Annotated in this window: 24 protein-coding genes and 1 riboswitch; of the genes, 7 read left to right on the top strand and 17 right to left on the bottom strand. The window is 63.5% G+C overall.

Going from position 1 to position 21,935, the window contains the following annotated elements; all coding sequences use genetic code 11:
- Positions 1-91 precede the first annotated feature (91 nt).
- The 4 genes from NTA49_RS06880 to aroA are packed head-to-tail and all read right to left on the bottom strand — an operon-like array spanning position 92 to position 3,581.
- The gene (locus tag NTA49_RS06880) at positions 92-1,090 is read right to left on the bottom strand and encodes an aldo/keto reductase (protein ID WP_258293943.1); all 999 of its coding nucleotides are present in this window, start codon (positions 1,088-1,090) and stop codon (positions 92-94) included.
- Between the two features lie 4 nt (positions 1,091-1,094).
- Complete coding sequence (locus NTA49_RS06875) at positions 1,095-1,709, bottom strand: (d)CMP kinase (RefSeq protein ID WP_258293942.1); 615 nt, start codon at positions 1,707-1,709, stop codon at positions 1,095-1,097.
- The gene (locus NTA49_RS06870; RefSeq protein ID WP_258293941.1) at positions 1,706-2,218 is read right to left on the bottom strand and encodes a hypothetical protein; all 513 of its coding nucleotides are present in this window, start codon (positions 2,216-2,218) and stop codon (positions 1,706-1,708) included. Before NTA49_RS06870 ends, NTA49_RS06875 begins: the two co-directional genes overlap by 4 nt.
- Before the next feature lie 10 nt (positions 2,219-2,228).
- Complete coding sequence (gene aroA / locus NTA49_RS06865; RefSeq protein WP_258293939.1) at positions 2,229-3,581, bottom strand: 3-phosphoshikimate 1-carboxyvinyltransferase; 1,353 nt, start codon at positions 3,579-3,581, stop codon at positions 2,229-2,231.
- Positions 3,582-3,695: 114 nt separating this feature from the next.
- Between aroA and NTA49_RS06860 the strand changes: the two genes are divergently transcribed.
- A complete protein-coding gene (locus tag NTA49_RS06860; RefSeq protein WP_258293938.1) occupies positions 3,696-5,078 on the top strand; it encodes an NAD-dependent succinate-semialdehyde dehydrogenase in 1,383 nt (460 codons plus the stop codon).
- 49 nt (positions 5,079-5,127) lie between these two features.
- Here NTA49_RS06860 and trmB read toward each other — a convergent pair whose 3' ends face one another.
- Positions 5,128-5,829, bottom strand: coding sequence for a tRNA (guanine(46)-N(7))-methyltransferase TrmB (gene trmB, locus NTA49_RS06855; protein ID WP_258293937.1), 702 nt, complete (start codon positions 5,827-5,829; stop codon positions 5,128-5,130).
- Positions 5,830-5,930: 101 nt separating this feature from the next.
- Here trmB and NTA49_RS06850 point away from each other — a divergent pair, with 101 nt between their 5' ends.
- Entirely contained in the window at positions 5,931-6,245 is a 315-nt protein-coding gene (locus NTA49_RS06850; RefSeq protein ID WP_258293936.1) for a putative quinol monooxygenase, read from the top strand.
- 110 nt (positions 6,246-6,355) lie between these two features.
- Here NTA49_RS06850 and metK read toward each other — a convergent pair whose 3' ends face one another.
- The 8 genes from metK to miaB form a co-directional block, all read right to left on the bottom strand.
- The gene (gene metK, locus NTA49_RS06845) at positions 6,356-7,537 is read right to left on the bottom strand and encodes a methionine adenosyltransferase (protein ID WP_258293935.1); all 1,182 of its coding nucleotides are present in this window, start codon (positions 7,535-7,537) and stop codon (positions 6,356-6,358) included.
- 4 nt (positions 7,538-7,541) lie between these two features.
- A riboswitch (SAM-SAH riboswitch) is annotated at positions 7,542-7,590 on the bottom strand.
- Between the two features lie 9 nt (positions 7,591-7,599).
- Positions 7,600-9,093, bottom strand: coding sequence for an apolipoprotein N-acyltransferase (gene lnt / locus NTA49_RS06840; protein WP_258293934.1), 1,494 nt, complete (start codon positions 9,091-9,093; stop codon positions 7,600-7,602).
- Entirely contained in the window at positions 9,090-10,007 is a 918-nt protein-coding gene (locus NTA49_RS06835; protein WP_261368195.1) for a hemolysin family protein, read from the bottom strand. Before NTA49_RS06835 ends, lnt begins: the two co-directional genes overlap by 4 nt.
- 16 nt (positions 10,008-10,023) lie before the next feature.
- Positions 10,024-10,548 (bottom strand): rRNA maturation RNase YbeY, encoded by a 525-nt coding sequence (ybeY, locus tag NTA49_RS06830; RefSeq protein ID WP_258293932.1) that lies wholly within the window; start codon positions 10,546-10,548, stop codon positions 10,024-10,026.
- Positions 10,549-10,607: 59 nt separating this feature from the next.
- Positions 10,608-11,642, bottom strand: coding sequence for a PhoH family protein (locus tag NTA49_RS06825; RefSeq protein ID WP_261368173.1), 1,035 nt, complete (start codon positions 11,640-11,642; stop codon positions 10,608-10,610).
- 159 nt (positions 11,643-11,801) lie between these two features.
- On the bottom strand, positions 11,802-12,092 hold the full coding sequence (locus tag NTA49_RS06820; RefSeq protein ID WP_408637132.1) for a hypothetical protein: 291 nt from the start codon (positions 12,090-12,092) through the stop codon (positions 11,802-11,804).
- A 22-nt stretch (positions 12,093-12,114) separates the two neighbouring features.
- Positions 12,115-12,669, bottom strand: a complete 555-nt coding sequence (locus NTA49_RS06815) for an OmpA family protein (RefSeq protein WP_261368193.1) — start codon at positions 12,667-12,669, stop codon at positions 12,115-12,117.
- A 233-nt stretch (positions 12,670-12,902) separates the two neighbouring features.
- A complete protein-coding gene (gene miaB / locus NTA49_RS06810) occupies positions 12,903-14,240 on the bottom strand; it encodes a tRNA (N6-isopentenyl adenosine(37)-C2)-methylthiotransferase MiaB (protein WP_258293928.1) in 1,338 nt (445 codons plus the stop codon).
- Between the two features lie 109 nt (positions 14,241-14,349).
- Here miaB and NTA49_RS06805 point away from each other — a divergent pair, with 109 nt between their 5' ends.
- Positions 14,350-15,216: a glycosyltransferase family 2 protein gene (locus NTA49_RS06805; protein WP_258293927.1), complete on the top strand. Its 867-nt coding sequence runs from the start codon at positions 14,350-14,352 to the stop codon at positions 15,214-15,216.
- Between the two features lie 7 nt (positions 15,217-15,223).
- On the opposite strand, the gene NTA49_RS06800 is transcribed toward NTA49_RS06805, so the two are convergent.
- Together NTA49_RS06800 and irrA are read right to left on the bottom strand one after the other, a co-directional pair.
- Positions 15,224-16,012, bottom strand: coding sequence for a phytanoyl-CoA dioxygenase family protein (locus NTA49_RS06800; protein WP_258293926.1), 789 nt, complete (start codon positions 16,010-16,012; stop codon positions 15,224-15,226).
- 41 nt (positions 16,013-16,053) lie between these two features.
- Positions 16,054-16,473, bottom strand: coding sequence for an iron response transcriptional regulator IrrA (gene irrA, locus NTA49_RS06795; protein WP_258293924.1), 420 nt, complete (start codon positions 16,471-16,473; stop codon positions 16,054-16,056).
- A 268-nt stretch (positions 16,474-16,741) separates the two neighbouring features.
- On the opposite strand from irrA, the gene fabA reads away from it, so the two are divergent.
- From fabA to NTA49_RS06780, 3 genes are read left to right on the top strand one after another with little or no spacing between them, the layout of a single operon-like run.
- Positions 16,742-17,251 carry a bifunctional 3-hydroxydecanoyl-ACP dehydratase/trans-2-decenoyl-ACP isomerase gene (gene fabA / locus NTA49_RS06790; protein ID WP_258293923.1) on the top strand — a complete coding sequence of 170 codons (510 nt, stop codon included), beginning with the start codon at positions 16,742-16,744 and terminating at the stop codon, positions 17,249-17,251.
- A 33-nt stretch (positions 17,252-17,284) separates the two neighbouring features.
- Positions 17,285-18,514, top strand: a complete 1,230-nt coding sequence (gene fabB, locus NTA49_RS06785) for a beta-ketoacyl-ACP synthase I (RefSeq protein WP_258293922.1) — start codon at positions 17,285-17,287, stop codon at positions 18,512-18,514.
- An 8-nt stretch (positions 18,515-18,522) separates the two neighbouring features.
- On the top strand, positions 18,523-19,314 hold the full coding sequence (locus NTA49_RS06780; protein WP_258293921.1) for an enoyl-ACP reductase FabI: 792 nt from the start codon (positions 18,523-18,525) through the stop codon (positions 19,312-19,314).
- Between the two features lie 83 nt (positions 19,315-19,397).
- On the opposite strand, the gene NTA49_RS06775 is transcribed toward NTA49_RS06780, so the two are convergent.
- Positions 19,398-20,513 (bottom strand): THUMP domain-containing class I SAM-dependent RNA methyltransferase, encoded by a 1,116-nt coding sequence (locus NTA49_RS06775; RefSeq protein ID WP_258293920.1) that lies wholly within the window; start codon positions 20,511-20,513, stop codon positions 19,398-19,400.
- 107 nt (positions 20,514-20,620) lie between these two features.
- Positions 20,621-21,049, bottom strand: a complete 429-nt coding sequence (locus tag NTA49_RS06770) for an FKBP-type peptidyl-prolyl cis-trans isomerase (protein WP_258293919.1) — start codon at positions 21,047-21,049, stop codon at positions 20,621-20,623.
- A 198-nt stretch (positions 21,050-21,247) separates the two neighbouring features.
- On the opposite strand from NTA49_RS06770, the gene NTA49_RS06765 reads away from it, so the two are divergent.
- Complete coding sequence (locus tag NTA49_RS06765; RefSeq protein ID WP_258293918.1) at positions 21,248-21,934, top strand: haloacid dehalogenase type II; 687 nt, start codon at positions 21,248-21,250, stop codon at positions 21,932-21,934.
- Position 21,935: the final 1 nt, after the last annotated feature.

Genomic DNA, 21,935 nt, shown 5'->3' with positions numbered 1-21,935 from the left:
GTCTCGATGTCTTGCGGTGTGTTCACCTTGCTGACAGGCGCGCATATAGCGGGCTTGGGCCTTGTGCGCAAGGTCCAAGGACCGTCAACCCCTAGCAATAGCGTTCGGGGCCGATCCATTGATCCGCATTATAGCGGTCGCCGTGGCACCAGCCGACGGGCAAAACCGCCTCGATACGGGCCAGATCGCGGGTGCTGAGGGTCAGCTCGGTGCCGCGTACCAGATCGCGGAGAAACGCCGTGTGGCGCGTGCCGGGAATAGGGATGATGTGATCGTCCTGCGCCAGAAGCCATGCAATCGACAGCGCCGCCGCAGGTTCGCCCATGTCGGACGCCAGGGCGCGAAAGCCTTTGAGTATTTGCAGGTTGGCCTCGAGGTTCGGCGACAGGAAACGAGGATTTCCCTTGAGGAACGGCATATCGGCCACTTGTTCCGCCGTGCGGGGTGTGTCGGTCAACAGCCCGCGCCCGACGGGCGAAAAGGCGACCAGAGCGGTGCCAAGCTCGGCGCAGGTCTGCACCAACCCCAGTTCGGGGGCGCGCGTCTGCAACGAGTATTCCGACTGCACCGCATCCACATGGGCCACCATCGCCGCCCGCCGCAGGGACGACGGCGCGATTTCGGAAAAGCCGATGGCCTTGATCTTGCCCTTGCGGCGCAGCGTGTCGAGCGTGCCGATGACCTCTTCGATCGGCACATCGGCCTGACGGCGGTGGCAATAATAGAGATCAACGTGATCGACGCCCATGCGTTTCAGGCTCTTGTCCAGCTCTGCCTCGAAATGGTCGGGGCTGTTGTCGAACTGGCGATTGCCGTCGGCGTCGCGGGTGATCGCGGCCTTGGTGGCGATGTGGAAATCATCCCGCGCACTGGGATTGGCGGCCAGATAGCTGCCGATGAATTCCTCGGACTGGCCCATGCCATAGACGTTTGAGGTGTCGATATGGGTCACGCCCAGATCGCGCGCCATGTCCAGGATCGCGTGGCTGCCCTCCTCCGTCGCCTTGCCGTAAAAGTCGGCGAAGGACATCGCACCATAGCCCAAGGCAGAGATTTCAGGCCCCTGAGAGCCCAGCTTGCGCAGTTTCATCGGATCATCCTTTTTTCGCGTTCACCGCTGCGATGGCCGCCGCCACGGCCTCGTCGATGGTCTGGTTCGAGGTATCGATCAGCACCGCATCGTCGGCGGGTTTCAGCGGTGCCTCGGAGCGCGCCATGTCCCGCGCATCGCGGGCTTTGACATCCGCCGTCACCTCGTCCAGATCGGCAGTCTGGCCACGCTGGACCAACTCGTCATAGCGCCGCTTGGCGCGCACTTCTGCGCTGGCCGTCACGAACAGCTTTGCCTCGGCCCCCGGACAGATCACCGTGCCGATGTCGCGCCCGTCCAGCACGGCCCCCCCTGCCCGCCGCGCGAAACTGCGCTGAAACTCAAGCAGGGCCGCCCGCACCTCTCCGATCACCGCAACCTGGCTTGCCGCCTGCGCGACGTCCTGACCGCGTAACGTATCATCTTCCAGGTCCGACGGCACCAGAGACCGTGCGGCGGCAACGGCATCTGCCCCTTGAAGCACCTTGGCCCCCACGGCCCGGTACAAAAGCCCGGTGTCCAGGTGCGCCATCTGGAAATGCGCGGCGACCGCCTTCGAGATGGTGCCCTTGCCCGCCGCGGCCGGTCCGTCGATGGCGATTGTGAACGGTGCGCTCATTGCTTTCCCTCCGACTGCGCGATGCGACCCTGAACGTAGGTTACCAGTGCCGCGATCAGGCAGGGCAAGAGGGCCGCATATTTCGTGATCGTGGCAGCACTGGCGACACGTACATCCGAAACGGTCAACGCCGCGGGGTCAGTCCGCAACAGCCCGGCGACAAACGCGTTCTCCAGATAATCCGCGCCCAGATAGACCATCGTCAGCACGCTCAGCACCAACTGCACAGCCCCGCTGAACCGCATCCGGATCACAACCAGCAGCACCATCGTCAGCAGCGCGGGAAACACCGTGTCCATCACCCGCAGACGTCCCAAGTATACGTCGATACCGCCCGTCTTGCCCAACGCCGTCAGATAGTCACGCGCATAGGCAAGGTCGTAACCGAAGATGCGCGCATCAAAGATCGTCATGCCATCGGCCGACGTCAAGCTGCGCGTCGCCGTAAAGACCATTGCCGCGAACAGCAGCATCGTGACCCACAAGAGCGGGCCGAACCAGCGGGGCATGGGCCAGGGCTTACGCATCGGTTCGCATGATGGCCGCACCCAGACCACCCATCAAAGGCTCGAATATCGGGAAAGACGTGGCGATCGGGCCGCCGTCATCCACCGAAACCGGCTGTTGCGTGGCCATGCCGAGAACCAGGAACGACATTGCAATGCGGTGGTCGAGATGGCTGGCACAGGTCGCCCCGCCCGGCACTTTGCCGTGACCCAGGCCCGTCACGGTCCACCAGTCGGGACCATCCTCGACCGTGATGCCATTGGCCGCGAGGCCCGCTTTCATCGCGTCGATCCGGTCGCTTTCCTTGACCCGCAGTTCCTTAACCCCCGGCATATGGGTCTTGCCGCTGGCAAAGGCCGCGACGACCGACAGGACAGGGTATTCATCAATCATGCTCGCCGCCCGCTCTGCGGGCACCTCGATCCCCTTCAGATCGGGCGAGAACCGCGCGCGCAGGTCCGCCACAGGCTCGCCGCCCTCTTCACGCTCGTTTTCGTAGGTCAGATCCGCACCCATCTCGCGCAGGGTGGTGAACAGCCCCGCCCGTGTCGGGTTCAGGCCGATATTTGGGACCAGCACGTCCGATCCGGGCACGATCAGCGCCGCACAGACCGGGAACGCCGCCGAGGATGGATCGCGCGGCACCTCGATGTGCTGCGGCTTCAGTTCGGGCTGACCGGTCAGGGTGATGACGCGGCCCTCGTCGGTGACTTCGGTGCTGATCTCGGCACCAAAGCCTGCCAGCATCCGTTCGGTGTGATCGCGGGTTGCTTCGGCCTCGATCACCACGGTCTTGCCGGGCGCGTTCAGCCCCGCCAGCAGCACCGCCGATTTCACCTGCGCCGACGGTACGGGAACGACATAGCGCACCGGCACAGGCTCGGCCGCGCCCACGATGGTCATGGGCAGACGCCCGCCCGCGCGGCCCACCGATTGCGTGCCGAACAAGGCCAGCGGATCGGTCACCCGCGCCATCGGGCGGCCATTCAAACTGGCATCGCCGGTAAACGTCGCGGAAATCGGGGATGTCGCCATGCAGCCCATGATCAGCCGCACGCCGGTGCCCGAGTTGCCGCAGTCGATCACCTGATCCGGCTCGGCAAAGCCGCCGACGCCGACACCGTGCACCGACCAGCGGCCATTGCCGTGGTCCGTCACCTCGGCGCCGAAGGCGCGCATCGCCTTGGCTGTGTCCAGCACGTCCTGCCCCTCGAGCAGCCCGGTGATCGTGGTTTCACCCACGCACATCGCTCCCAGGATCAGCGACCGGTGCGAGATCGACTTGTCGCCCGGCACATGGGCCGTTCCGGTCAGCGCACCGCAGGCGCGCGAGGTCATGGGAATGGGGGCACCGTGGCTCGACATGGCATTTCCTAGGTCTGATATCTGACACAGTCTTAGCCTCTCGCTTCCGTGAGGTCCATGCAAGGAACACGCCCTTCCCCCTCGCGTTGAGCCCTCAACGAGAAGGAGAATTTCATGACCAGGACATTCGACACGATCAACCCGGCCAACGGGACCAAGATCGCTACGCACAGCTACCTCGACGACGCCGAGCTCGAAACGCGCATCCAGGCCTGCCACGACGCATTTCGCCAGTGGCGTCTGGAATCGCACGAGGCGCGCGCCAAGGTGATCAAGGCCATCGGTAAGGGTCTGCGCGACCGCAAGGACGAGCTGGCCGCCCTGATGACGCAGGAGATGGGCAAGCTACTGAGCCAGTCCAAGCAGGAAGTCGAGCTTTGCGCCGCCATCTGCGATTATACCGCAGAAACCGGCCCCGACATTCTGGCGACCGAAGACCGCGATATCCAAAGCGGCAGCCGTGGCCGCGTGGTCCATGCGCCCATCGGCATCGTCTATGGTATTCAGCCGTGGAATTTCCCAGCCTACCAGGTCGTGCGCTACTCCATCGCCAACCTGATGGCAGGCAACGGCGTGCTGTTGAAACACGCATCGAACGTCGCAGGTTCAGGCCAACTGCTCGAGGAGATTTACGCCGACGCGGGCCTGCCCGCCGGGTTGTTTTCGGCGCTTATCATCAGCCATGATCAGTCCGACACCGTCATCGACCACGACCTGGTGCGCGGCGTGACCCTGACGGGCAGCCCGGCCGCGGGCCGCGACATCGCCGCCAAGGCAGGCAAGGCGCTCAAGAAGACAGTGATGGAGCTGGGCTCGAACGACGCCTATATCGTGCTGTCGGATGCGGACGTGGAAAAGGCGGCGCAGATCTGCACGATGGGCCGCGTCTACAATAACGGCGAAACCTGCGTTGCGGCCAAACGCTTCGTAGTGGCGGATGCGGTCTACGACGACTTCCGCGATGCCTTCGTCAAGGCGATGAAGGCTGTGACCCCCGGCGACCCCACCAGCGAGGACGCTAAGATCGGCCCGATGGCGCGCAAGGACCTGCGCGACGATCTGCATGAACAGGTCGAGCAATCCGTCGCCAAAGGGGCCGAAGTGCTCTGCGGTGGCGAGATGCCGGATGGCGAAGGCTACTTCTACCCCGCCACCATCCTCGCCAACGTCCAGCCGGGCCAGCCCGCCTATGACGACGAGCTTTTTGGCCCCGTCGCCTCGCTGATCCGCGCCAAGGATGACGAGGACGCGATGCGCATCGCCAACGACAGCAAGTTTGGCCTGGGTGGCGGCATCATCTCGCGTGATGTGAAACGCGCGCAAGAACTGGCCGAGGTTGAGTTCGACACTGGCATGGTGTTCATCAACGGCTTTGGTCTGGCCACGCCCAACATGCCGTTCGGCGGGGTGAAGAATTCAGGCTATGGTCGCGAACACGGTGGTTTCGGAATGCTTGAGTTCACCAACGCGAAGGCCGTGCTGATCATGGCGGAATGAACCTCTCCACCAGCCCATCAGGCACCGGGATGCGATGGCTTTCCGGTGCCTATTTCTTGCGAAACGTCAGGTAATGCGGCACGCGCCCTTCGCGCAGCGCCTTCTGTTCATAGCGCGTCGAGATCCAGTCGTCCCATGCCACGCGCCAGTCGCTCGGCCCTTTGGCCAGCCATTCGAACCCATGCCCCGGCACCTGTTCCAGCGTCTGGCGCACATAATCCGGAATGTCCGTTGCCACCCGGAAAATCGCCCCCGGTTTCAACACCCGCACCAGCGGTTCCAGATGCTCTTCTGTCACGAACCGCCGCCGGTGATGCCGCGCCTTGGGCCAGGGGTCGGGATAGAGCAGAAACGCACGGTCAATCGACGCCTCGGGCAGCACGTCGAACATGTCGCGCACATCGCCGGGATAGACCGCCAGGTTGTCCACATGCGCCTTGCGGATCTTGCCCAGCAACATCGCCACGCCGTTGATGTAGGGCTCGCAGCCAATGATCCCGACATCAGGGTTCGCTGCCGCCTGATGCACCATATGCTCGCCGCCGCCAAAGCCGATTTCCAGCCAGACGGGCTTGCCCCCGAACAACCCCTGCAAATCCAGCGGCGTGCGATCAGGGTTCACGTCCCAATCGACCGGACCCGGTGACAGCGCGGCAAGGTCTTCTTCCAGATAACCTTCCTGGCTCGTCTTCAGGTGCTTGCCCTTGCGGCGGCCATAAAAGTTGCGGTGGGGACGTTCAGATGTGTTCATGCAGGCCGTTTAGCGCCAAGATCGCGGATGCGCAACGCAACGTATCGCTTCCCTGCGCCGCGTCCCCTGCTAGCGTCCAGCATAGAAAAAAGGAGACCACCATGAGCCATGTCCACGTCGTCGCCGTCATCACCGCCACCCCCGGCCAGCGCACCGAACTGCTGGAGAAATTCAACGCAAACGTCCCCGCCGTCCACGCCGAAGACGGCTGCATCAGCTACCACGCCGTCACCGACACCGCCGATGTGGGCCCGTTCCAGACGCCCATCGGCGAAGACACCTTCATGGTGATCGAAGAATGGGCCAGCCTGGATGCCCTCATGGCCCATGCGGTCGCCCCCCATATGAAAGACTATGGCAGAGCGACCAAAGACATGATCGCCGACCGCAAGATCCACGTGCTCAGCCCGGCCTGACCAAATAAAGGGGGCGGCACCGATCCCCCCGGCACCGCCCCCATTTCTTTTGGCCCCAAGTATCCCGGGGTGAAGGCGCTGAAAGCGCCTGAGGGGCAGCGCCCCTAAGCTTAAACTGCGGCCTTCAAAGCCTCGACCAAATCCGTCTTCTCCCAGCTGAACCCGCCATCTGCCTCCGGCGCGCGACCAAAGTGGCCATAGGCCGCCGTGCGCTCGTAGATCGGCTTGTTCAGGCTCAGGTGTTCGCGGATGCCGCGCGGGGTCAGGTCCATGATCTTGTCGATCGCGTTTTCGATCAATGCAGGCTCCACCGCACCGGTGCCGAAGGTGTCGCAATAGATCGACAGCGGTTTGCTGACACCGATCGCATAGCTCAACTGGATCGTGCACTTCTCGGCCAGTCCCGCCGCCACGACGTTCTTCGCCAGATAGCGCGCCGCATAGGCCGCCGAGCGGTCCACCTTGGTCGGGTCCTTGCCCGAGAACGCGCCGCCGCCGTGCGGGGCCGCACCGCCGTAAGTGTCCACAATGATCTTGCGACCGGTCAGGCCCGCGTCGCCGTCGGGGCCACCGATCACGAACTTGCCCGTGGGGTTCACATGCCACTGGGTCGCGTCGTCCAGCCAGCCTTCGGGCAACACTTCGGTGATGTAGGGCGCGACAATATCGCGGATGTCGGCGCTGGTCAGGTCGGGGTCCATGTGCTGGGTCGACAGCACCAGCGACGACACGCCCACGGGCTTGCCGTTCTCATAGCGCACCGAAAGCTGGCTCTTGGCGTCCGGGCCAAGGGCGGGCTCGGTGCCGTTCTTGCGCACTTCGGCCAACCGCTTCAGGATCGCGTGGGCATAGAGGATCGGCGCCGGCATCAGCGCGTCGGTCTCGTTGGTGGCAAAACCGAACATGATCCCCTGATCGCCCGCGCCTTCTTCCTTGTCCGTGGCCGCATTGACGCCTTGAGCGATATGCGCGGATTGTTCGTGCAGCAGGTTGGTGATCTCGCAGGTTTTCCAGTGGAACTTGTCCTGCTCGTAGCCGATGTCGCGGATGCAGGCGCGGGCGATGTCGTCGATCCGGCCCATGTATTCGTGCAGCTTGTCCTGATCCGACAGGCCGATCTCGCCGCCGATCACCACGCGGTTGGTGGTGGCAAAGGTCTCGCAGGCGACGCGGGCCTCGGGTTCTTCGGTCAGCAGCGCATCCAGAATGGCATCGGAAATGCGGTCGCACACCTTGTCTGGGTGCCCCTCGGAAACGGATTCCGAGGTGAAGGTATAGTTGTTGCGGGACATGAAGTGCTCCATTGAAATCCATGTGTCACGCCAGGAAGCCGTTGTGACACGTTCAGACCCGTTTAGGTGGGCCTGCGCAGGCCGTCAATCGAAATGCGGCGTGCCAAAAGGACGCCCCAGCCGACCAACAGCAGCACCAGCACCGGAAAATCGCCGGTGCGCGCATAGAGCGTGGGGTTCAACGCAACGGGCAAAGGCGCATCCACATGCCCCGCAACGCCCAGAGGCAGGCTTTCGAGTATCTGTCCGCGCGGTCCGATCATCGCCGAAATGCCTGTATTTGCGGCACGCGCCATCGGCAGACCCTGCTCGATTGCCCGCATCCGTGCCTGCGCCAGATGCTGCTGCGGGCCGGCGCGCTGTCCGAACCAGGCATCATTGGTGATCTGGATCAGGAACGCGGGCCGCACGGGTGCCGCGGCAACGTCCTGGGCAAAGACCGCCTCGTAGCAGATCAGCGGCAGGGCTTGCCCCAAGTCCCCAAGGTCGATCATCCGCGGGCCGGGACCACTGCCATAGCCACCCGCTGCCTCGGCCAGCCCGCGCAGCCCCAGCTTCGCGGCAAGCTCGGTCAGCGGCATGTATTCCCCGAACGGCACCAGGTGGTGCTTGTCGTAGATGTCGGTGACTTCGGCGTCCGCGTTCACCACCACCAGCGAATTGTAATACCAGTCCAGATCGCGCCGCTGGATGCCCAGCACTACCGGCGCGCCGCGCGCGGCAATCGCGATCTGGTCAAAGACCGGCTGGGCGTATTCCAGCAGATAGGGCACGGCGGTTTCGGGCCAGACCACGAGATCGGGCTGTGGGTCAGCCTCCGTGGCGTTCAGCATGCGGTTCAGAAAGATCGGCACGCTGTCGGGGTCGAACTTTTCTTCTTGGGGCGCATTGGGCTGCACCAGACGCACCAGATGGGGCGTCATCTGCGGCGCGGGCAGCGTCATCGGCCAAAGCACCGAAGCCAGCGCCGCCACCGCAGGCGGCAGTACCAGCAGCGGGCGGTCCATCAGTTGCGCCATCATCGCGGCACCGGCGCAGAGCACCAGCATCAGCCCATGAGGGCCAACCCAGGCCAGCGCCTGCGCGGCGGGCGTGTCCAGCAGGCCCTGCGGCAACATCCCCCAGGGAAAGCCGGTAAACAGATACCCGCGCGCCAGTTCGGCCAGCGGCCAGAGCAGCGCCAGCCCCAGCACGCCCGCCCGCGCCCGGCGCGCCAACGCGAAGGCCAGCGCCCAGAACGCCGCCAGCAGTGCCGCCATGCCCGCAAGGGCAAAGGGGGCCATCCAGCCATAGCGCGCAGCGTCGATCTGAAAGGGTTCGGTCAGCCAGGAGAGCGACAGGATGAAATAGGCGAACCCGATCAGGAACCCCACCAACCCTGCCCGCCCGGCGCGTGCCGCCCCCCGATAAAGCAGGAAGCTGACCAGCAGCGCGATCAGCATCGGCACCGGCCTGTCCACGGGGGCCTGCCCCAGCGCCATCACGGCACCGCAACTGACCGCCAGCAGCGTCCATTGCCAAAGCGTGCGCGCCGCAAGCCATGCGGCGATCATCATGCGGTTTCGTCCTGCCCCGGCAAGCGCACGCGCAGACGTTTGATCCGGCGCGGGTCGGCGTCGATAACCTCGAACTCGGGTCCTTCGGGGTGCACGACGACCTCGCCACGCGCAGGCACGCGGCCCGCCAGCATGAACACGAGCCCACCCAGCGTGTCGATTTCCTCGGCGTCCACATCCTCGTGGTCGGTCAGGGACTGGCCTATCTCGTTCTCGAAGTCTTCGAGCGGGGTCTTGGCCAGTGCAAGGTAGCCGTCGCCACCCGCATCGAGATTGAAGAACTGGCCCTCGTCCACATCGTGTTCGTCTTCGATCTCGCCGATGACCTGTTCGATCAGATCCTCGATGGTCACCAGCCCGTCGACGCCCCCGTATTCGTCGATCACCAGTGCCATGTGCCGCCGTTCGGTCTGCATCTTGGTCAGCAGCACGCCGATGGTCATCGACGGCGGCACGAACAGCAGCGGACGAATGATCGCTTCGAGCACGAAATCCTTGTCGCGGTCACCGTTGAAGCCGTGCAGCAGCGCCAGATCCTTGAGGTGGGCAAAGCCGGTGGGCGTGTCGAGCGTGCCGTCGAACACGGGCAGACGGGTCATTCCGCTGTCCTTGAAGACATCGACCAGCTCGTCCAGCGAAATGGTGTTCGGCACCGCCACGATGTCCGCCTTGGGGATGGCCACGTCTTCGACGCGCATCCGGCGCAGGTTGATCATCCCGTGGCCGGTGCGGCTGGGCGCGGGTTCCGAGGTGTCGTCCGCCCCCGCCTCATCACTGTCGGAGGGGCTGAGCGCCTCGAACACACGGAATAGAAAACCGCCCGATCTCGGGCCGTCAGTCTGCGGGGGTTCGGTGCCTGTCTCAGACTGCGCGCTCTGCGCCGCCTCAGACGATCCTTCGTCGTTGTCGCCCATCGGGTCCTTATCCAGTTCAGGCAGAGGGATCTGCCAAGTGCAGCGAGTATGGGTCATCCAGACCCAACTTGCCAAGTATTTCGATTTCCAGCTGCTCCATCACTGTGGCATCGCCGTCACGGACATGGTCATAGCCTAAAAGATGCAAAATACCATGGACGATCAGATGACAGGCGTGATCCGGCAGGGTTTTGCCTGCGGCGGCGGCCTCGGCGGCGCAGGTGTCATAGGCGATGGCGATATCGCCCAGCTCAAGCGTGCCGTCGGGATCGGGCTGCGGCGTGCCTGGCATGCCGCCTTCGTCGCGCGCCCCGCGTTCCTCGGAGGGCCAGCTGAGCACGTTGGTCGGCACAGGCTTGTCGCGAAAGTCGCCGTTCAGGACCGCGATGCGCGCGTCGTCGCAGGCCAGAAGGACGATCTCGGCCCCGGAAGCGATGCCAAGATGCGCCAGCGTTGCCGCCGCCGCGCGGTCGGCAAGCGTTTGAAGCCCCGCGCTTTCCCAGCGGGGATCTTCAAAGGCGATGTCGACTGCATGGTTCACGTCGTGTCACCGGGGGCCAGCCCCCGGACCCCCGAGATATTTGTGGCCAAAAGAAACGATCAGCCGGTTTGCGTGTCCGCCTCGTAGGCTTCGATGATCGCGGCCACAAGGGGGTGGCGCACCACATCCTTCGAGGTGAAGTAGTTGAAGCTGATCTTCGGAATGTTCTGCAACAGTCGTTCGGCATCGTGCAACCCCGATGCCTGCCCGCGCGGCAGGTCGATCTGGGTGCGGTCGCCGGTGATGACCATGCGCGACCCCTGCCCCAGACGGGTCAGGAACATCTTCATCTGCATCGTGGTGGCGTTCTGCGCCTCGTCCAGCACCACGAAGGCGTTCGACAGGGTGCGCCCGCGCATGAAGGCCAACGGCGCGATCTCGATGGTCTTTTCCTCGCGCAGCTTGGCCAGCTGCTTGCCGGGGAGGAAGTCGTTCAGCGCATCGTAGAGCGGCTGCATGTAGGGATCGACCTTCTCGTCCTGCGTGCCGGGCAGGAACCCCAGCTTTTCGCCCGCTTCGACGGCGGGGCGGCTGAGGATGATCTTGTCGACATGGCCGCTGATGAACATCGACACGCCGACGGCGACCGCAAGATAGGTCTTGCCCGTCCCCGCAGGGCCGATGCCGAAGGCCATTTCGTTCTCGAACAGCGACTGCACATAGGCCTTTTGCGCCTCGGTGCGCGGTTCGACGGTTTTCTTGCGGGTCTTGATCTCGACCTTGTGACCGACGGGCATTTCCATCTGGTCGCCCTGCATCGGCTTGCGCACGTCGTCGCTGCCGCCGCCCATCCGCAACTCGCGGTCGACGTCGCCGGGTTCGACCTCGCGGCCCGATTCCAGCCGCAGGTAGAGCGCGTTCATGATGTCCAGCGCACGGGTGCGGCCATCGGCCTCGCCCAGGATGGCCAGGTGATTGCCACGGCGGACGATCTGCACCTCGAGCGCGGATTCAAGCGCGGTGAGATTGCGATCGTAGGGACCGCACAGGTCGATCAGCAATCGGTTGTCGGGAAATTCCACCAGCGATTCGTTTGGCGGGACGGTGTCGATCGGGGTAAGGGGGGCGCCTGTGGCCAATGCCTGCTCCTGCATCAGGGGTGTGATGCAGCGTCGCAAGTTTGCACGGGCTGCGCAACTGCGACGATCCGGTTTTTCGACGATTTACAGGAATTTCATGCAGGCGATGCGAAAAGGGCCAAAGCGGTGTTCGCCCTGGCCCTTTTGCGGTCTTGCAATCGGCGGATTGCCGCCTCAGTTCGGGTCCAGGATGCTGGAGCCGCGCTTGAAGTCGCCAACCGTTTGTGTCGGTGCGGCCACGCCGGAACAGACCGGTTTGCCGTATTTGTCGAGACGCTGGGACAGATACCCCTCGAGGCCATCGTCGATGATCCAGTGGTCGCAGCCGTTGGGATCGACCCAGATGCCGGCCTTGAGCTGGCTCAGGTCCTTGCTGTCGATGCCACGGTCGATGGTTTTGTCAGGCGAATACCCGGTGCCACAAGCGGCAAGGCCGAAGGCACACAAGCTCAGCGAAAGTGCAATGCGTTTCACGATGATGGCCCCCTCAGCGGATGCAGATGATTTCGACGCGACGGTTCTTGGCCATACCGGCCACGGTCCCGTTCGTCGCGGCGGGCATACGCTCGCCGTAGCCACGCACGTCAGCGATACGCGCGCCGGTCGACTGTGCCACTGCGGCAACCGCGTTGGCGCGGTTCAGCGACAGGCGCATGTTGTAGGCGTCGGACGCGCGGCTGTCGGTGTGGCCGGTCACGATGTAGCTGACGGCGCCGGTGCTCTGGAAGAATTCGGACAGGCGCTGTTTGCCGCCCGCCGAGATGCGGTAGCTGTCGGTCGCAAAGAACTGGTCGGTTTCCATCACGCCGCAGACGTTGCCCCGGCGGCAAACCGGAATGCCCTGGCGCGACACGTGCGGTGTCATGTAGCCTTCGGCACCATCGTCCATGACCCAGTGTTCGCAGCCATCGGGATCGACCCAGATGGTCGGAATGTACTGGCCACGGTCGCGGCCCCCTTGCGCACTGCTTTGCGCAGCGACGTCCCCCGCCGACACAGCAACGGTCGCCAATGCGACGGCTGTTGAAGCAGCCACGCGCATCATTGCGCTTGTGGCTCTAGATAGTGTGTTACCCACAGCTTTGTCCCTTATCAATTGTTCCCCCGCAGACCCCCTATAGAAAACTTGGCAGCGCGGGACCCTGCTACTATTGTTTCAGAGTAAGAAAGTTTTAACCCTCTGTGAAGCCGCTTTAACCAGATATTGTGGCTATTTTCGCCACACTTACATGGTGAAGTTAAGTTTTGGTCCAAATTTGGACACAGCTGCACAAATCAGCCCAGCAGAACGCCGCCAAGCGAGTTGGTGCCCGATGACACGATTCTGACCGCGCGGACCTCTCCTGGGGCGACCGCGTCGCTGTCCACGTGGACCGCGTGCAGGTAATCGGATTTGCCCACCATCTGCCCCGCCTGGCGGCCCGGTTTCTCGAACAGCACTCCGACGGTGCGGCCCACCATGTCCTGCTGGATCTGGCGCTGGTGGCGGGTGATCAAACCCTGGATGCGCTGCAGGCGGTCGTCGGCCTCGGAGGGATCAACCTGGGGGCGTTCGGCTGCGGGCGTGCCGGGGCGGGTCGAGTATTTGAACGAATAGGCATAGCCGTATTTGACCTCTTCGATCAGATCCAGTGTCGCCTGAAAATCGGCTTCGGTCTCTTCGGGGAAACCAACGATGAAATCGCCCGACATCACGATATCGGGGCGCGCGGCGCGGATGCGGTCGAGCAGCTTGAGATAGCCCTCGGCGGTGTGGCTGCGGTTCATCCGCTTGAGGATGCGGTCGCTGCCCGATTGAACCGGCAGATGCAGATAGGGCATCAGCTTGGCACAGGTGCCATGCGCCTCGATCAGATCATCGCTCATGTCGTTGGGGTGGCTGGTGGTAAAGCGGATACGCTCCAGCCCCTCGATCCGGTCCAGATCCCAGATCAGCCGGGCCAGTGTATAGTCCGACCCGTCCGGGCCGGTGCCGTGATAGGCGTTCACGTTCTGACCAAGGAGGGTGATCTCGCGCACGCCGCGATCAACCAGCCCCTTGGCCTCGTCGATGATGCGGGCGGCCGGGCGGCTGACCTCGGCACCGCGTGTATAGGGCACCACGCAAAAGGCGCAGAACTTGTCGCAGCCTTCCTGCACGGTCAGGAACGCGGTGGGGCCGCGCGCGGCCTTTGGGCGGGATTTCAGCTGTTCGAACTTGTCCTCTTCGGGGAAATCCGTGTCGAGCGATTTTTCCCCCCGGCGGGCCCTGGCCTCCATCTGAGGCAGCTTGTGATAGCTTTGCGGGCCGACGACCAGATCGACCAGAGGCTGACGGCGCATGATCTCTGCGCCTTCGGCCTGCGCCACGCAGCCCGCAACACCGATCATCAGGTCGGGTTTCACGTCCTTCAGATCGCGGTAGCGGCCCAGTTCGGAATAAATCTTTTCCGCCGCCTTTTCGCGGATGTGGCAGGTGTTCAGCAGGATCATGTCGGCGTCGCTGGCCGTACTGGTTTCGACATAGCCCTGCCCGCCCAGCGCCTCGGCCATACGCTCGCTGTCATAGACGTTCATTTGACAGCCATAGGTCTTGATAAACAGCTTCTTTGGGGCGCTTTTTGTCTGGGTCATGACGGGGATCCGGGCATCTGAGGTCAAGTTAGCGGTGCTATCAGCATGCCGCACATCTTGCAATGAGCGCCGGATTGTCGGACCTTGCGCAAAACGAACAGGCCAGCCAATGATGTATTCCTCTCTCGATGCCTTCCTCAAGTCTGGAACGCAGGTTCTGGCCAAGGGCCCCATCGCCATTATCATGGTCGAGGACAACATCGAGGTCGCAACCACCCTGCGCCATCACCAGCAGCTTGGGTTTGCGGCACTTCTGGTGTTCATCTCGAAAGACTTCGAACTGCCCCGCGATCTTGAGGCAAATGTCACGCGCATCACCTATGACGTGACTGCCGAGGGGGCCGTTCCGCATGCGGTGAACCGGATCAACGACGCCGCACCCGGCACGTGGCTTTATTACTGCTACAACGCCGAATACCTGTTCTATCCGTTCTGCGAGACGCGCAGTGTGGGCGAAATGCTGAGCTATCACACCGAAGAGCGGCGCGCGGCGATGCTGACCTATGTGGTCGATCTTTATGCCGACGATCTTGAGACCTGCCCCGATGCCGTCTCGCTGGATCATGCGCATCTGGACCGCACCGGGTATTACGCGCTGGCCCGCAAGGACCCGGCCACCGGCCACCCGCGCGAACGGCAGCTGGATTTCTTCGGCGGCCTGCGCTGGCGCTACGAGGAACACGTGCCCGCCGCCCGCCGCAAGATCGACCGCATCGCGCTGTTCAAGGCGGCACCGAAGCTGCGGCTGCGCGATGACCACACGTTCAGCGAGGAGGAATACAACACCTTCGCCTGCCCGTGGCATCACAACATCACCGCCGCCATCGTGTCGTTCCGCACCGCCAAGGCGCTGAAACGCAATCCCGGCAGCACCTTTGATATTGCGACCTTCAAGTGGCACAACTCCGCACCCTTCGAATGGCATTCCCGCCAGCTTCTGGATCTGGGGCTGATGGAGCCGGGGCAGTGGTTCTAGGGCCGTCTCAGGCGCGCAGCACCGGAAACCAATCTTCGCGCAGGCGCTGGCCTGGCTGCATGTCGTGCCCCGGAAACGGCGGCGACGTGGGACCGGGGCGCGCGACATAGCGCGCATCCTCGCCCACCAACCGCAGGGAAAACGCACGGCGGCGACTGTCGCTGGTGTTGCCGCGTGCGCCATGCAGGGTGCGATAGTGAAACGCCACCGCATCGCCCGGCTGCATCTCGAATTCGACCACAGTCATGCCTTCGGCTCCGGGATCGGGCACCGGCATATAGGGCGCAGGGTCAAAGAACGCATCGCCCTTGGTCCAGCGGGTTGGCAGCACGTCCTTTTCCCACAGATGCGATCCCGCGACACAGCGCAGGCTGGCGGTGGTCACAGAGTCCAGCGGCGACCAGAAGCTGACCACCTGCTGCCCTTCGACGAAATAATACGGCCCGTCGGAATGCCAGGGCGTCGCCATCGAGGTTCCCGGCTCTTTCACCAGCACATGATCGTGGAACAGCTGCACCCGCTGCGATCCCATCAGCGCGCTGGCGACTTCGGCGGCTTTCGAGGTGCGGATGACCTCTTCGAATTCGGGAATGCGCTGCCAGTTGCAGTAATCGTCGAAGAACCGCCCGCTTTCGCCCTCGCGCTTGTTCTCTGACGCATAGGGTCCGGGCGCGTCCATGTTGCGCGCCACTCCGGCACGCAGGGTTTCGACGTGGTCGGCAAAGAGACCGCGTATCAGCACCACGCCATCGCGGCGATAGGTGTCGATATGCTCTTGGGTAACGATCTGGGTCATGTGCACGCCAATCAGGTATTATCGTGCACCTTGGTGACGACTTACGGCTTCTTGCGCAACCGAATCACCACATCCACCGACGAGATTTCCGCACCGACGGGCGCATTGGGCAGACGCGAGATCACCAGTTCGTCCGAGGGCGCATCGCTGAGGCGTGCCTCATCTTCCCAGAAGAAATGCGGGTGGTCGTGGGTGTTGGTGTCGAAATAGCTTTTCGATCCGTCCACCGTGACCTCCTGCAGCAGTCCGGCGTCGCAGAACGTGCGCAGGGTGTTGTACACAGTGGCCAGGGACACGGCTTCGCCTTCGGTCTTGGCGGCCTCGAACAGGCTTTCGGCGGTAACGTGGCGGTGGTTCCCGTCTCCGATCAGCAAGGCAGCCAACGTCACGCGCTGCCGCGTCGGGCGCAATCCTGCCCCCGCCAGCCATTCGGTTCCGATGTCATGTTGCGACTGCGCCATGCCTGCCCTCGTTTGTTCACTGTCATCTATATAGAGAGCGCAGGGGGGTATTTTCAAATAGAAAACCGGAGCGTGCGGCGTCTTGGCGCCATATCGGCAATGGTGTTGCCCATCCACATGCCTGCCCGCACGCGCCGCGCGCGACCCGCGCACCATGCCGAAAGCGACCCGAGGACAGGGCCGCCGTACCGTGCGGCACCCTTGGCAATCCATGCACACGGGTGCTAGAGGGGTTTAACTGCCAGTGATGCGAAGGGAATTCCGAAACATGTCCGACTATCCCACCAGTTTCGACCGCGACGACCTGCTGAAATGCGCGCGCGGAGAGCTTTTCGGCCCCGGCAACGCGCAGTTGCCCGAACCGCCGATGCTGATGATGGACCGGATCACCGACATTTCGGGCGACCGCGGCCTGCATGATAAGGGCCACGTCGTCGCCGAGTTCGACATCACGCCCGACCTGTGGTTCTTCGACTGCCACTTTCCCGGCAACCCGATCATGCCCGGCTGCCTGGGTCTTGACGGTCTGTGGCAGCTGACCGGCTTCAACCTTGGCTGGCGCGGCTGGCAGGGGCGCGGCTATGCCCTGGGCGTGGGCGAGGTCAAGCTGACCGGGATGGTTCGTCCCGAGCGCAAGATGCTGACCTATTACGTCGATTTCACCAAGGCGATCCAGACGCGCCGCCTGACGATGGGCGTGGCCAATGGACGGGTAGAAGCAGACGGAGAAACCATTTATCAAGTTACCGACATGAAGGTCGCTCTGTCCGAGAGCTGAACCTGAAGGGTCCAAGATCTGAAGGAGTTAACCATGCGCCGAGTCGTCGTGACAGGGCTGGGGATTGTGTCATCCATCGGCAACAATGCAACCGAGGTTCTGGCCGCGCTGAAAGCGGGTAAATCCGGTATCGTCGCCTCCGAAGAGATGGCCGAACACGGTTTCCGCAGCCAGATCGCAGGCACGTTGAAAATCGACGTGTCCCAGATGGTCGACAAACGCACGTTGCGTTTCATGGGACCGGGGGCGGCCTATGCCCATATCGCGATGGCCGAAGCCATTGCGGACGCAGGTTTGACCGAAGACCACATCGTGAATCCGCGCACCGGCCTGGTTGCAGGATCGGGCGGGCCGTCGACCTCGGCCATGTTGCAGGCGCACCAAACCGTGCTGAAAACCGGCGGCACCAAGCGGATCGGCCCCTTCGCGGTGCCCAAGTGCATGTCGTCCACGATCAGCGCCAACCTTGCGACGGCCTACAAGATCAAGGGCATCAACTATTCGATCACCTCGGCCTGCTCGACCTCCTTGCACTGCATCGGCAATGCGGCGGAACAGATCATGATGGGCAAGCAGGACGTGATGTTCGCAGGCGGCGGCGAAGAGCTGGACTGGACGCTGTCGTGCCTGTTCGACGCGATGGGCGCGATGTCGTCCAAGTTCAACGACACGCCCGAAAAGGCCTCGCGCGCCTTTGACGCCAACCGCGACGGGTTCGTGATTTCCGGCGGCGGCGGCATCGTCGTGCTGGAGGATCTGGAGCACGCGTTGGCCCGTGGCGCAGAGATCTACGCCGAAGTCACCGGCTTTGCCGCAACCTCCGACGGGCACGACATGGTCGCCCCCTCGGGCGAGGGTGGCGAACGCGCGATGCGCCTGGCGCTGCAAACCCTGCCCGAAGGCCGCAAGGTCGGATATATCAACGCGCATGGCACATCGACGCCGGTGGGCGACGTGGGCGAGATCGAAGCGGTCCGCCGCGTGTTCGGCAAGGGCAGCACGCCGCCCGTGTCCTCGACCAAGTCGATGACAGGCCACGCACAAGGGGCCGCAGGCGCTCTCGAAGCGATCTTTTGCCTGCTTATGCTGAAACACGATTTCATCACGCCTTCGATCAACGTCGAAACGCTGGACGACAATCTGGACGCGGACGAAATCGCCACCAAACTGGTCGAAAACGCAGGGCTGGATTCGGTCATGACCAACTCGTTCGGGTTTGGTGGCACCAACGGGTCGATGATCCTTTCGAAATATAAAGAGTGATTGCAGAAATGTCGGATTTGCTTGCAGGAAAACGTGGCCTGATCATGGGCGTGGCCAACGACCGCTCGATCGCGTGGGGTATCGCCAAGGCGATGTCCGCCGCCGGTGCGGAACTGGCCTTCACCTATCAGGGCGAGGCCTTCGGCAAGCGACTGGAGCCGCTCGCGGCCTCTGTCGGGTCCGACTTCATGGTGGACGTCGACGTGACCGACGATGCCAGTCTTGATGGCGCGTTCGAACAGCTGGGCGCACGCTGGCCGACCATTGATTTCGTGGTCCATGCCATCGCGTTTTCGGACAAGTCCGAGCTGACGGGGCGGTTCCTGAACACCAGCCGCGCCAACTTCAAGAACTCGATGGATATCTCGGCCTATTCCTTCATCGACGTGGCGCGCCGCGCGCACCCGCTGATGGTCGAGAACGGCGGCACGTTGATGACGCTGACCTATCAGGGCAGCAACCGCGTGGTGCCGAACTACAACGTGATGGGCGTGGCCAAGGCCGCGCTGGAAAGTGCGACGCGCTACCTTGCCAACGACCTTGGTCCCGAAGGCATCCGCGTCAACGCGATTTCGCCCGGCCCGATGAAAACACTGGCCGGTGCGGCAATCGGCGGCGCGCGCAAGACCTACAAGCATACGGATCTGAACGCGCCCATGCGCTCGAACGCGACACTTGAGGCGGTGGGTGGCACGGCGGTCTATCTCGCATCAGACGCCGGGGCCTGCACCACGGGCGAGATCATTCGCGTCGACGGCGGGTTTCATGTGCTGGGGATGCCGCAAGCGGAATATCTGTAACGCGTTGGGGGCGCTGCCCCCGCGCCCTTGGCGCTCCCCCGGGATATTTCTGGCCAAAAGAAGCTGCTCTTCAGCGCAGTGGATTAGCGAAGGGCGTCCGTGCGCCAGAGCCAGATTTTCAGACCGCCATGTGCGACCGGGGCCTCTTGCGGCTTCCACGGCAGGGCGCAGGCTTTGGCGAGGGCAGGCTCGGACGTGACAAGGCCGACGCGCCAGCCTTTGAACCGGGTTTTCAGGGTTTCGCCCAGGGTGCCGTAAAGCGGATAGAGCAGGTTCTTGTTGCCGATGCGCGCGCCGTAGGGCGGGTTGACGATGACCAGCCCCGGCGGGCCATCGGGCGGTGTGGCTTCGCCCGCGCCGTGCACGGTGAACTGACACAAGGGTGCTACCCCTGCCCGTTCGGCGTTCTGGGTGCTCATGCGGATGGCACCCTGATCGCGGTCCGATCCGAAGAAGCGCGCGGGGCCCGTGATGTCAGGCACTGCGGTGCGTAGCGCGTCGAAGGCGGCCGCGTCGTAGGATGCCAGTTTCTGAAAGGCGAAGTCGCGCGAGCGGCCCGGTTGCAGGTGGCTCGCGATTTCCGCCGCTTCGATCAGGAAGGTGCCAGAGCCGCACATCGGGTCGACCACCGGCTCCTTGCCGTCATAGCCGCATTGGCGCAGGAACATCGCGGCGAGGTTCTCGCGCATGGGGGCTTTGCCCACCGCCTCCTTGTGACCGCGCTTGTGCAGCGCCTCGCCCGAAGTATTCAGGCTGATGGTCACCGCGTTGTCGTCGATGCGCACCTTGATCACGATTTCGGCCTCGGGCGACAGGGTCAGCCCGTGGCTGTCGCGCAGGGCGGTTTCGATCCTTTGGGTCGCGGCGCCTGCGTGATATATTTTGGACCGTTTGCAGGTGACCTGCACCCGCACCGGCACATCGGCGCGCAGGATGTCGCCCCAGGGAAACTTGCGCGCCCGTTTGTCCAGCTGTGCAAGGTGAAAGGCCATGAAGTGACCGATGCGCACCAGCACCCGCACGGCACCGCGCAGGCACAGGTTGGCGCGCCAGACATCGGGCCAGCCACCTTGGACAGTGACACCGCCCGTCGATGCGATAGGGGCATTGAACCCGGCCTCGGCAGCCTCGACGGCCAGGACGTGCTCCAGCCCCGGCGGGCAGACGAGAAAGATTTCAAAGGGGTCAGGGGTGCTCATGGCCTGCGTCATATGCGCAAAAACGCGGCGCGGCCAGAGGGTGTGCGCCCTGGGGCGCTTGCAGAGGGCGCGACCGCCCTCTGCTCAAACTCTCAACAAGGGTTTTCTCAGTTGACCGAGACGACTTCGATGTCGAACTTCAGGTCCTTGCCGGCCAGCGGGTGGTTGGCGTCCAGCGTCACCGTGCTTTCGTCCACCTCGATCACCGTGACGGGCAGTGCCTGACCGTCGGGTGTCTGCATCTGCAGCTGCGTGCCGGGGTCGAGCGGGATGTCGGCAGGGATGCCTTCACGCGGGACCGACTGGCGCATCTCGGGGTTGACGTCGCCGTAGGCTTCCTCGGCGGTCACTTTGACTTCTTTCTTTTCTCCGACGGCCATGCCGGGCAGCGCGCTGTCAAGACCGGGAATGATCTGGCCGCTGCCAACTTCAAATTCCAACGGATCGCGGCCTTCGGAGCTGTCGAAGGTGCTGCCATCCTGCAAAGTGCCGGTGTAGTGAATACGTACGGTGTCGCCCGATTTGACTTGGGTCATAAAACTCTCCGAATGTTTGGTATGGGAATGAACAGAGGCCGCGTGTCTGCGCGGGTGCTCCGGGGTTGGACCAATTCGAACATAGCGACGCCGGAGTGTAAACCCCGCCGCCGTCTGGCGAAACAACCGGCGATTTTGCGCCTTTTCCCCCGCCGCGCCGCGTGACAGTCTGCGCCTGCAGCCACCGGAGAAACGCCCATGCCCGTCACCACCTGCGTCTTTGATGCCTACGGCACGCTTTTCGATGTGGCAGCCGCCGCGCGGCAGGCCGCCGAACAGCCGGAGTTTACAGCACTTTCAACGGCTTGGCCGCAATTGGCCGAGCATTGGCGCACCAAGCAGCTTAGCTATTCATGGCTGCGCGCAGTGATGGGCACCTATGTCGATTTCTGGACCGTGACGCAGGATGCGCTGGACTGGGCACTGGAAAAATGCGGGTTGGACGGTGATCCGGCCCTGCGGCAGCGGTTGCTGGACCTCTATTGGGAATTGCAGGCCTACTCGGAGGTGCCCGCGATGCTGAAGGCGCTGAAAGACGCAGGCCTGAACACCGCGATTCTGTCGAACGGGTCGCCTGCGATGCTGGAAGCGGCAGTGCAATCAGCCGGGATCGGGGATGTTCTGGACGACTGTCTGTCGGTCGAGGCCGTGGGCATCTTCAAGCCCGACGCGCGCGTCTACGATCTGGTCGGCACGCGGTTCGGCTGCCCCCGCGACGAGGTGCTGTTTGTGTCGTCGAACGGCTGGGACGCCGCCGCCGCCGCGCATTATGGATTTCGCACCGCCTGGGTGAATCGCGCGGGCGATCCGGTGGACCGCCTGCCCGCAAAACCCGACACGATCCTGACTGACCTTACGGGCATCCCTGCCCTTGCCGGAGTTTGAC

This window comes from Pseudosulfitobacter koreensis (assembly GCF_024733015.1).
Classification (GTDB): Bacteria; Pseudomonadota; Alphaproteobacteria; order Rhodobacterales; family Rhodobacteraceae; genus Pseudosulfitobacter; species Pseudosulfitobacter koreensis.
This window is presented reverse-complemented; position numbering and strand designations above follow the sequence as displayed.